Annotated in this window: 10 protein-coding genes; 8 read left to right on the top strand and 2 right to left on the bottom strand. The window is 51.7% G+C overall.

Translation table 11 applies throughout. The annotated features are described in order from the left end of the window. Positions 1-36 precede the first annotated feature (36 nt). Positions 37-1,470, top strand: coding sequence for a 6-phospho-beta-glucosidase (locus tag M2403_RS19135; protein ID WP_152327286.1), 1,434 nt, complete (start codon positions 37-39; stop codon positions 1,468-1,470). 69 nt (positions 1,471-1,539) lie between these two features. Here the strand turns inward: M2403_RS19135 and rraB are convergent, their stop codons facing one another. Beyond that, the gene (gene rraB / locus M2403_RS19130) at positions 1,540-1,965 is read right to left on the bottom strand and encodes a ribonuclease E inhibitor RraB (protein WP_104924309.1); all 426 of its coding nucleotides are present in this window, start codon (positions 1,963-1,965) and stop codon (positions 1,540-1,542) included. Positions 1,966-2,133: 168 nt separating this feature from the next. Between rraB and argF (M2403_RS19125) the strand changes: the two genes are divergently transcribed. Together argF (M2403_RS19125) and M2403_RS19120 are read left to right on the top strand one after the other, a co-directional pair. After that, complete coding sequence (argF, locus tag M2403_RS19125) at positions 2,134-3,141, top strand: ornithine carbamoyltransferase (RefSeq protein ID WP_152327287.1); 1,008 nt, start codon at positions 2,134-2,136, stop codon at positions 3,139-3,141. 164 nt (positions 3,142-3,305) lie between these two features. Next, a complete protein-coding gene (locus tag M2403_RS19120; protein WP_152327288.1) occupies positions 3,306-5,078 on the top strand; it encodes an alpha-amylase family glycosyl hydrolase in 1,773 nt (590 codons plus the stop codon). 12 nt (positions 5,079-5,090) lie between these two features. Here the strand turns inward: M2403_RS19120 and M2403_RS19115 are convergent, their stop codons facing one another. Then, a complete protein-coding gene (locus tag M2403_RS19115) occupies positions 5,091-5,561 on the bottom strand; it encodes a YhcH/YjgK/YiaL family protein (RefSeq protein WP_165061614.1) in 471 nt (156 codons plus the stop codon). Positions 5,562-6,251: 690 nt separating this feature from the next. Between M2403_RS19115 and arcA the strand changes: the two genes are divergently transcribed. From arcA to M2403_RS19090, 5 genes are all read left to right on the top strand, one after another. Next, the gene (gene arcA / locus M2403_RS19110) at positions 6,252-7,472 is read left to right on the top strand and encodes an arginine deiminase (protein WP_259230516.1); all 1,221 of its coding nucleotides are present in this window, start codon (positions 6,252-6,254) and stop codon (positions 7,470-7,472) included. Positions 7,473-7,495: 23 nt separating this feature from the next. Then, entirely contained in the window at positions 7,496-8,407 is a 912-nt protein-coding gene (gene arcC / locus M2403_RS19105) for a carbamate kinase (protein ID WP_259230515.1), read from the top strand. Between the two features lie 24 nt (positions 8,408-8,431). Then, positions 8,432-9,439, top strand: coding sequence for an ornithine carbamoyltransferase (gene argF / locus M2403_RS19100; RefSeq protein WP_259230514.1), 1,008 nt, complete (start codon positions 8,432-8,434; stop codon positions 9,437-9,439). A 55-nt stretch (positions 9,440-9,494) separates the two neighbouring features. After that, positions 9,495-10,898, top strand: coding sequence for a YfcC family protein (locus tag M2403_RS19095; protein ID WP_259230513.1), 1,404 nt, complete (start codon positions 9,495-9,497; stop codon positions 10,896-10,898). Between the two features lie 62 nt (positions 10,899-10,960). Beyond that, on the top strand, positions 10,961-11,467 hold the full coding sequence (locus M2403_RS19090) for an arginine repressor (RefSeq protein ID WP_152327293.1): 507 nt from the start codon (positions 10,961-10,963) through the stop codon (positions 11,465-11,467). The last annotated feature ends 40 nt before the right edge of the window (positions 11,468-11,507 follow it).

The raw sequence follows: 11,507 nt of genomic DNA, 5'->3' as shown, positions 1-11,507 counted from the left end.
GCGGGCTGCTACAGCCCGCCTCAAGGGAGAACGAAAATGAGTCAACAGTTACCGAAAGATTTCTTATGGGGCGGCGCAGTTGCGGCACATCAGGTTGAAGGCGGCTGGAACAAAGGCGGCAAAGGCGTGAGCATTTGCGACGTGCTTTCCGGCGGCGCACACGGCGTCGATCGCGTGATGACAGACGGCGTGCTGGAGGGTTACAGCTACCCTAACCACGAAGCTGTCGATTTTTATTCGCACTACAAAGAAGACATCGCGCTGTTTGCCGAAATGGGCTTCAAATGTTTCCGTACTTCGATTGCCTGGACGCGCATCTTCCCGAACGGTGACGAATTACAGCCAAACGAAGCGGGTCTGCAATTCTACGACGACATGTTTGATGAGCTGCTCAAACATAATATTGAGCCGGTGATCACCCTTTCTCACTTCGAAATGCCATGGCATCTGGTGAAGGAATACGGCGGCTGGAAAAACCGTCAGGTGGTGGATTTCTTTGTGCGTTTCAGCCAGGTTGTGATGGAGCGTTACAAAGGCAAAGTGAAATACTGGATGACCTTCAACGAGATCAATAACCAGCGCAACTGGAAATATCCGCTGTTCGGTTATTGCTGCTCCGGTGTGGTATTCACCGAACAGGAAAACCCCGAAGAAACCCTGTATCAGGTGCTGCATCACCAGTTCGTGGCCAGCGCCAAAGTGGTCAAACTCGGCCATCAGATCAACCCGGATTTCCAGATTGGCTGCATGATCGCCATGGTGCCGCTGTACCCGTTCTCCTGCCACCCGGATGACGTGATGTATTCGGTCGAAGCGATGCATGAACGCTTCCTGTTCAGCGATGTGCATATGCGCGGTTATTACCCTGCGTATGCACTGAAAGAATGGGAACGTCGCGGCTTCAACATCAAAATGGAAGACGGAGATTTGCAGGCACTGAGAGAAGGCTGCGCGGACTACATCGGCCTGAGCTATTACATGAGCAACGCGATTTCAGCGCACAACCCAAGTGATGATAACGGGTTATCCGGCTTTGCAGGCAGCGTCCCGAATCCGCACGTGAAGGCATCCGACTGGGGATGGCAGATTGATCCTGTTGGCCTGCGTTATACCCTGAACATTCTGTACGAGCGTTACCAGAAACCGCTGTTTATTGTCGAAAATGGCTTTGGCGCTATCGATAAAGCGGGTGACGACGGCGTTATTCATGACGATTACCGCATCGCTTATTTGAAAGCGCACATCGAACAGATGAAGAAAGCCGTGCTGGAAGATGGTGTGGATCTGATGGGCTACACGCCGTGGGGCTGTATTGACTGCGTGTCATTCACCACCGGCCAGTACAGCAAACGCTATGGCTTTATCCACGTCGATAAAAATGACGACGGCACCGGCACGATGGCACGTTCGAAAAAAGAGAGTTTTGGCTGGTATCAGAAAGTGATTGAGAGCAACGGGGAAGTACTTTAATTCTTCTGAACTGGCGGAAATAAAAAAACCGGGCATTGCCCGGTTTTTTTATATTACTCGCGATAAAAATTAATGACGTTTCCCGTCATCATCTTCATCAACGAAATCTTCGTCTTCGCCTTCCTCACCTTCTTCGTCGTCATCGCCTTCGAAGTAAGTGCCCCAGCCGTCGTAGTTGACGCCGTTGGCTTCGGCCAGGTTCATCAATTGTTCAACCTGAGCGTCGATCAGTTCCGCTTTCAGCGCGATTTCGCTGATTACGTCACAACACATCAGCACAGAACCGTCTTCAACTTCTAACTCTTCAGGGTCGGTAACTTCGTAACCCAGCTTGAAAGCCTCAACCGCTGCTTTCTCCAGAACTTCGAACTTCTCTGAAGATAAGTGATGTTCAATGGTGTAAAGCGCGTCAGGATCGCTGCCATCGTCCAGCAGCTCTTCGATGATTAAGCGAGTCTCTTCACGTTGTTCGTCCAGCAATTCACGGTTTGCCATATCTCAGTCCTCAATCAATGTGACGTTTGACCGCTATTTTCACACACCACAGGGCGCGCCTCCACTATAAACGACAAAGTTTTTGCTTCGGGGTTGTAATTGCATATTCATACAGTTAAATTGAATTTAAATTCAATCCGAAATGCTAACGCGCTATGGAGCGACATCATGAGTTTGTTGAGTAAACGTCATTTTCTCAGGTTACTGGATTTTACCCCGTCAGAGATTTCGTCCCTGCTGAAACTCTCCGCAGAATTAAAAGCCGCTAAGAAAAACGGCACCGAGAAGGCCAGCCTGCAAGGCAAAAACATCGCGCTCATCTTCGAAAAAGACTCGACCCGTACCCGATGCTCTTTCGAAGTTGCCGCTTACGATCAGGGGGCAAAAGTCACCTACCTCGGCCCAAGTGGCAGCCAGATAGGTCATAAAGAATCGATGAAAGATACCGCCCGCGTGCTTGGCCGGATGTATGACGGTATTCAGTATCGTGGTTACGGTCAGGATAAAGTGGAAATACTGGCGCAATATGCCGGTGTCCCGGTCTGGAACGGTCTGACCAACGAATTCCATCCAACGCAGTTGCTGGCGGATTTGCTCACTATGCAGGAGCATCTGCCGGGTAAGCCGCTGAAAGGTATGCGTCTGGCCTATCTGGGCGATACCCGTAATAACATGGGGAACTCGCTACTGGAAGCGGCGGCGTTGTGCGGGCTGGATTTGCGTCTGGTTGCACCTTCCGCCTGCTGGCCGGAAGCCGAACTGGTCGCCACCTGCGAACATCTGGCAAAAGAAAATGGCGGCAGCATAACGTTGACAGAAGATATCGCGACCGGCGTGAAAGATGCCGATTTCCTGTATACGGACGTTTGGGTATCGATGGGCGAACCGAAAGAAGCCTGGAAAGAGCGTATTAATCTGCTGCGTCCGTATCAGGTTAACAGCGCAATGCTGGCGCTGACCGGCAATCCGAAGGTGAAATTCCTGCATTGTCTGCCTGCGTTTCACGATGACCAGACCACACTCGGCAAACAAATGGCGGAAGAATACGGTCTGCACGGCGGCATGGAAGTTACCGACGAAGTGTTCGAATCAAGCCACAGCGTGGTCTTCGATCAGGCTGAAAACCGTCTGCACACCATCAAAGCGGTGATGGTCGCCACCCTCGGCAACGCCTGATTTTATCCGGCATCATTTTGCGACAAGGCAAAGTGATGCCGCGTTATTCCCCCAGAATCCTCTGCTATATCGCCCTTCCGCCGCCCGCGCCCCGTATTTTCAACTAACCTTTTCAGAGCGCTGTTATTTTTCATACAAAAAGAATTCTGTAAGAAGGAACCGCTATGAGCTCAGTTAATCTCGAGTATGTCCTGCGGCTGGAAAGTCTTTTAAGCCGGATTTACCCCAGAGAACACATTGCTGACCTGCTGAAAAAAATCCTGCATCTCGCTGAAAAATGGAATTACGGCAAACATCGCACGACAAGTTGGGTCGATGGCACCAATATTTATCTGATCACCTACGGCGACAACATTCGTCATGGCGACCAACCGCCGCTGGCAACCTTAAACCATTTCGCCAATACCTATCTGCGCGAGATCGTCAGCGACATCCACATTCTGCCGATGTATCCCTACAGCTCGGACGACGGTTTTAGCGTTATTGATTATCGCCGGATCGACGAACATCTCGGCGGCTGGTCCGACATTCATCACCTTTCGGCTCATTTCAATCTGATGTTCGACTGCGTGATCAACCACATCTCACGCTCCAGCGAATGGATGAAGGGCTATCTGCACGACGATCCGTATTACAAAGATTACTTTATTGCCTCGAATCCCGAGCTGGATTACAGCCGCGTGGTGCGTCCGCGCGCCTCTCCGCTGCTGACGCCTTTTATTAAAGCCAACGGCACCGAGCTGTATCTGTGGACGACGTTCAGCGAAGATCAGGTGGATATCAATTTCAAAAATCCGCAGGTTCTGCTGGAGAGCATCGACGTACTGTTACAGTATGCGGCCAGCGGCGGGCAATCTATTCGCCTCGACGCCATCGGGTATATCTGGAAGGAAGTGGGCACACGCTGCATTCATATGCCGCAGGCGCACAACATTATTAAAGTCTGGCGCACGATCCTCGACGAAGTGATCCCCGGTACGCGGCTCATTACGGAAACCAACGTGCCGCATCACGAAAATATCAGTTATTTCGGTGAAGGTGATGAAGCACATATGGTGTATCAGTTCCCGCTGCCGCCGCTGACGCTTCATGCATTTTTACGTCAGGACACCACGACGCTGACGCAATGGGCACAAAGCCTGAACGCGGAAGCGCGCTACCCGGACACCACGTATTTCAACTTTCTGGCGAGTCACGACGGCATTGGGCTACGCCCGACGGAAACCTTCCTCAGCGATGATGAACGTAAATACATGGCGCAGGAAACGCTGCGCAAAGAAGGTCGGGTCTCGTATAAAGACAACGGCGACGGTACCCATTCGCCTTACGAGCTGAATATTAATTACCTGAGTGCGCTGACCGAGCCGGGAGATGATGTTGACCTGAAAGCCCGTAAGTTCCTGGCGGCGCAGGCATTGTTACTGTCGTTTATCGGCGTACCGGCCATTTACATCCACAGCCTGCTCGGCAGCGAGAACGATCTCGACGGTATGCATCAGTCCGGGATTAACCGCCGCATCAACCGTAAAAAGCTGGAGCTGGGTACGCTGGAAGCTGAACTTGAGAAGAAAGACAGCCTGCGCTCCCGCGTGTTTTACGGCTTAGAGGAACTGATTAAACACCGCCGCGCGCATCCGGCATTTTCGCCGCAGGCTGGCCAGCGTGTGTTTGATTTGGGCAAATCGTTATTCGCCATGGAACGTTATGATCCTAAGAGCGAAGATCGGATCACCTGCGTGTTTAACATCAGCGATCATTCACAAATGCTGAAACTGGCGGTGGAAGGCAAAGATCTGATTGGCGGAGAAGTGTTTAACGGCCAGATGAGGCTCCAGCCGTGGCAGGTAGTGTGGATCAAACACAAGCTCAAAGCGCCAGAACGTCTCGGCAGGCTGCGTCGCTGGCGGATGAAGTTGTTCAAACGAACAAAGCGTTAAACTGACAATGTATTAAACAGACAGCTTATTGACGTCCATTTTGACGACCGCTTTGCGCACGTTAGCCGATTCGCCAACGGCGCACAGCGGTTTATGCACCTCGCCCGGATAAAACACCACGAAATCACCGGCCTGCATAATCATGGTTTTTTCCTGCTCGCCGGCAGCCAGAAACGCAATGTCTTTATCTTCCAGCCAGTCGGTATCAATGTACCCCGCAGGAAGATTGCTGAACGTCATTCCCTCCGTTCCGTTCAGGACAATCTGGATATCCAGATAACGGGCATGAAACTCCGCACGGCGATCTGCCTGCGGCGCCGTTGAATCATTTGAAATCAGAACAAACGCGTCATTGCCGTGGATATCGTGTTTACCCAGGGGGGTTTCCGCCGTGATATTTTTCTTCACATACTCAATGGCTTCGCGCAGTTCAGCGGGCAGATAAGGCACTAAATGCAGTTGATGGATGTTTCCGGTGATCATCATAACCTCGTGAGAGTGATTCATTAGTGAAACGTTGTTTCAGAAATAATAATCCTCTTTATGTACGGGTGGCTACCTTTCAGATCAAGATTTCCCTTTTTCGCTAAAATTAATTTTCCCGGTTTTATGCGAGCCTTAGAAGAATGGTTATGCATCCGTAGTGCATAGATTGCATCTTCAGCCACAAATACCCGCGACCAGGTGACTGGTCTGAAACGATATTTTCAAAAACTCCTCTGCCGGTCACAAAACGACGAATATAAAAAACCGCTTGAAATCACAATAATTATTTTGATTATTTCCCATTTTTAGGATTTTTATTCAAACAAATTTAATCCCTATGCGTATGATAATTTAAACCCCTTTATTTCAATGCATTACGATTGCATAAATTATATCCCAACCAGTCATTTTTCTAACAGGTAAAATAATTACTCCTTTCACACGTTATTTATTCATAACGGATAATTGATTAATAAAATAAACAATGCGCATCATCAATTAATTATCACTCCATTGTATTCATTCATTCTGATGAGATCGGAATCACATCTTAAATGCTTCAGCGGAATATTATTCACTTCGTTCCAGACGAGATGAAAAAAGATTGAATAACTCCATTTATTCATCAAGGTTTCGTTTTGCCTGAAATATTAACCAGATTACTTTTTTCATAAGAAAGGAATAAATATGAAAAGGCATTATGTCGGTTCTGAAATAGGTCAACTGCACAGCGTCATGCTGCACCGGCCTAATTTAAGCTTGCAACGCTTAACCCCTTCGAATTGCCAGGAACTGTTATTTGATGACGTACTTTCCGTTGAAAGAGCCGGTAAGGAACATGATGTTTTCAGCCAGACACTGCGCCAGCAAGGGGTTGAAGTTCTGCTTCTGACTGATTTACTGACCGAAACGCTGGATAATCGCGAGGCCAAAGACTGGCTGCTGAATATGCAGATCTCCGACTACCGTCTGGGGCCGCAATTTGCTGAAGAGATCCGTGGCTGGCTGGCCGATCTTCCTCACCGGCAAACGGCGCGTTTCATGAGTGGCGGATTAACTTATAACGAGATCCCTTCGACTATCCACAATATGGTCGTTGATACCCATATGGAGAATGATTTTATTATTAAGCCACTGCCGAATCATTTATTTACCCGCGATACCTCCTGCTGGATATATAACGGGGTTTCCGTGAACCCGATGGCCAAAGCGGCAAGAAAGCGCGAAACAAATAATCTGCGTGCCATATATCGCTGGCATCCATTATTCAGCGATAACGAATTCATTACTTATTTCGGTGACGATGATTTCAATTACGACCATGCCACGCTGGAAGGCGGCGACGTCCTGGTCATTGGTCGCGGCGCAGTGTTAATCGGGATGTCAGAAAGAACCACACCGCAGGGCGTTGAGTTCCTCGCCCGTTCTCTGTTTAAACATCAGCAGGCGACCAAAATTATCGCGTTGGAATTACCAAAACACCGCGCCTGTATGCATCTCGACACCGTCATGACCCACATCGATATCGACACTTTCTCGGTTTATCCCGAAGTCGTACGTGACACCACGCAGTGCTGGACTCTGACCGATGACGGCCGCGGGGGCCTTCGTCGTCAGGAAGAACCGCATTTCCTGAAAGCCATCGAAAAAGCGCTGGGGCTGGATGAAGTGAAACTGATCACCACCGGTGGCGACAGTTTTGAAGCCGAGCGCGAACAATGGAATGACGCCAACAACGTGCTGACCGTACGTCCCGGCGTCGTGATTGGCTATGAGCGCAATACGTGGACCAACGAAAAATACGATAAGGCCGGGATCACCGTGCTGCCTATTCCCGGAGATGAACTCGGGCGTGGCCGTGGCGGCGCTCGTTGCATGAGTTGCCCGCTGGAACGCGACGACATCTGAAAAACCACACCAGGGAAAATACCATGACAAAACCCACACTGGTCGTCGCACTGGGCGGCAATGCATTGCTGCGTCGCGGCGAACCTTTGGAAGCCAGCATTCAGCGGAAAAATATTCAGCTGGCGGCAGAAACACTCAGCGCATTGTGTCAGCAATGGCGTGTTGTGCTGGTTCACGGCAACGGACCGCAGGTCGGATTACTGGCGTTGCAAAACAGTGCTTATACCGCCGTTTCGCCTTATCCGCTGGATATTTTGGTCGCCCAGACACAGGGAATGATCGGCTATCTCCTGCAACAGGAATTGAAAAATTGCCTGCCGGAAATCCGCGTTTGCACGCTGCTCACACAGGTGGAAATCAGCCCGCTGGATCCGGCTTTCAATCATCCGACCAAATACATCGGGCCGGTTTACACCCGCGAACAGTCTGCTGCGCTGGCCGCAGATAAGGGCTGGGCGATGAAAGCGGACGGGCAGCATTTCCGCCGCGTCGTGGCCTCGCCGCAACCGCTAAGCATTATCGAAACCGACGCGATCAACGCGCTGCTTCAGGACGGACATCTGGTTATTTGCAATGGCGGCGGCGGTGTTCCGGTCTGCAAAACCGCTAAAGGACTGGAAGGCGCGGAAGCGGTCATCGACAAAGATCTCTCGGCCGCCCTGCTCGCCCGGCAACTGCACGCCGATGCGCTTCTGATCCTCACCGACGCTGATGCGGTGTACCTCGACTGGGGAAAACCAACGCAGCGTCCGCTTCAACAGACCACCACACGCGACCTGGCCGGAATGACTTTCGATGCGGGCTCTATGGGCCCAAAAATCGCCGCAGCCTGCCAGTTTGTCGATGCCTGCCACGGGTTAGCCGGGATCGGTGCCCTGACCGACGGCGAAGCGATTCTCGCGGGCCTGAGAGGCACCTCCATCCGTGCGTCGTAATAACGTCATGAAAGGAATAAAACTATGAGTAACACCTTAAAAAACCGTCATTTTCTCAAACTTCTGGATTTTACGCCGGATGAAATCCAGCAATTGATTAATCTCGCCTTTACCCTGAAAACATACAAAAAGAGTGGCCGGGAGCAGCAGTATTTACTCGGCAAAAATATCGCGCTGATTTTCGAAAAAACGTCCACGAGAACCCGCTGTGCGTTTGAAGTGGCGGCTTTCGATCAGGGAGCAAAAGTGACGTATCTCGGCCCGAGCGGCAGCCAGATTGGTCATAAAGAGTCGATGAAAGACACCGCCCGCGTGCTGGGCCGGATGTACGACGGCATTGAATACCGGGGTTTTGCGCAAAGGATTGTTGAGGAGCTGGCCGAGTTTTCCGGCGTCCCGGTCTGGAACGGGCTGACGGATGAATTTCATCCCACACAGATTCTCGCCGACCTGATGACCATGCTCGAACACGCGCCGGGAAAACAACTCAGCGAATTAAGCTTTGCCTATCTGGGCGATGCACGAAACAACATGGGCAATTCGCTGATGGTCGGCGCCGCCAAAATGGGCATGGACATCCGCCTGGTCGCACCGAAATCCTTCTGGCCAGACGCTGCGCTGGTCAGTGAGTGCCGGAAAATAGCCGGAACCACCGGTGCCCGCATTTTGCTGACCGAGCACGTCGATGAAGGCGTGAACGGGGTGGATTTCCTCTACACCGATGTTTGGGTTTCGATGGGCGAAGCCAAATCTGCCTGGGCCGAACGCATCAGCCTGATGACGCCGTATCAGGTCAATGCCGCCGTCATCAAAGCCACCGGCAATCCTGATGTGAAATTCATGCACTGCCTGCCCGCGTTTCACAACGAAGAAACTACCCTCGGAAAAGAGCTGGAAATCGCCTATGGAATGAAAGGGTTGGAAGTAACGGATGACGTTTTCGAGTCGGCGCATTCCATTGTGTTCGATGAGGCCGAAAACCGCATGCACACCATAAAAGCGGTCATGGTGGCCACCCTGGGCAATGCCTGAATTTTTTGCGTGAAGCCCGTCTGAGGTCTTCACGCCTTTTTTAAGGATTATGTTGATGCGTACATTCAAATTTCCTTCCGCCTACACAATTCTCTTTATTCTTATCGCCGTCGTCGCGGGCCTGACCTGGATTATCCCCGCCGGCGAATACAACATGGCGATGAACGCCGGTCTTGGGAAAGAAGTCCCGGTTTCCGGCACTTATCACGCTGTTGCCGGTAATCCTCAGGGGATTATCGATATCTTTCTTGCCCCCATTGATGGCCTTTATAACCACGTTACCGGGCAGGCGGGCGCAATCGACGTGGCGTTGTTTATCCTCATTATCGGCGGTTTTCTCGGCGTGGTGACCAAAACCGGTGCCATTGATGCGGGGATTGAACGGGTGACTCATCGCCTGCGCGGCAAAGAAGAATGGATGATCCCGATCCTGATGGCGCTGTTTGCCGCCGGGGGCACCATTTATGGCATGGCCGAGGAATCCCTGCCATTTTACACCCTGCTGGTGCCGGTCATGATGGCCGCCCGCTTCGACCCGCTGGTAGCCGCCGCGACAGTTCTCCTCGGCGCAGGTATCGGAACCCTCGGTTCCACCATTAATCCCTTTGCAACCGTGATCGCCGCCAATGCCGCCGACATTCCTTTCACCAATGGCATCGGCCTGCGCGCAGTCATTCTGGTGGTTGGCTGGCTAATATGCGTTGTATGGGTGATGCGCTACGCCCGTAAAGTTCGTCGGGACCCGTCGCTGTCAATCGTCGCCGATCAATGGGAATCAAACCGCGAACACTTCCTCGGCGATCGCCGCGAAGAGCTGCTGCCGTTTACCGGCGTGCGGAAAATCGTTTTAACGATCTTCGCGCTGGCCTTTGTCGTGATGATTTATGGCGTTTCCGTCAAAGGCTGGTGGATGGGCGAAATCTCCGCCGTCTTTCTTGCCGCCGCCATCTTTGTCGGGTTAATTGCCCGGATGAGCGAAACCGAGCTGACCACCACTTTCATTGACGGCGCACGCGATCTTCTCGGCGTCGCGCTGATCATCGGGATCGCGCGCGGTATCGTGGTCGTGATGGATAACGGCATGATCACGCACACCATTTTGCACAGCGCCGAAAACATTGTTTCCGGGCTCTCCAATGTGGTGTTCATCAATGTGATGTTTTTGCTCGAAGTTGTGTTGTCTTTTCTGGTGCCATCTTCATCGGGTCTGGCCGTGATGACCATGCCTATCATGGCCCCGCTGGCCGATTTTGCGCATATCGGCCGCGAACTGGTGGTCACCGCATATCAGTCAGCTTCCGGTCTTGTGAACCTGGTGACGCCTACATCAGCGGTCGTCATGGGCGGTCTGGCCATTGCGCGCGTGCCCTATGTCCGCTGGCTGAAATGGGTTGCGCCTTTGCTCGGGATACTGCTGGTGTTGCTAATGTTAGCGCTGAGTCTGGGTTCTTTGTTTTAACCCTTCGTTGATGATGATTTTTTTGCCATGTTGACGTCCTTTATTCATCAGGGAATATGACCATGAAAAGAACGTTGTCTGCACTTGAAAAAGAACACGAGCAGTTGATCTTGTGTCACCGGCTGATCGCCAGCAAAAGTTTTGCTTCACAGGAAGCGCTGCGCCGTGAATTTCAGCGTGCGGGATACCGGAATATCAGCCAGTCCACGGTATCGCGGCTGCTGAAAACGCTGGGGGTGGTGAAGATCCAGAATGCCAAAGGCAAAAAAATGTACGCGCTGAATGAGCAATATCAGCCCGTTCCCGATGCGTTGCGCCCGGTCACTGAGATGGTGACCAGCGTGGATTACAACCCGCAGTTTGTCATCGTGCATGTGTCGTCGGGCTACGGGCGGGCGGTGGGGAAAATCATTGACCATCAGGGATTGCATGAGGTTCTCGGCGTCATCGCATCCAGCACCGCCGTCTTCGTCGCGCCAAGGGAAACCCGCGAGATCGGGCAGGTTTGTCAGTTAATCAGGCAGGTATTGATGGTCAAAGGAAACCCGAGCAGCAATCGTTTGCCTTAGTCCATTTTTCCGCTTGATGTCGCCGGTGACGCGCGTATAA

Source organism: Rahnella sp. BIGb0603, from assembly GCF_024808755.1.
In the GTDB taxonomy this organism is placed as follows: Bacteria; Pseudomonadota; Gammaproteobacteria; order Enterobacterales; family Enterobacteriaceae; genus Rahnella; species Rahnella contaminans.
The sequence above is the reverse complement of the archived record's forward strand: the minus strand, read 5'-3'. Positions and strand labels throughout refer to the sequence as shown.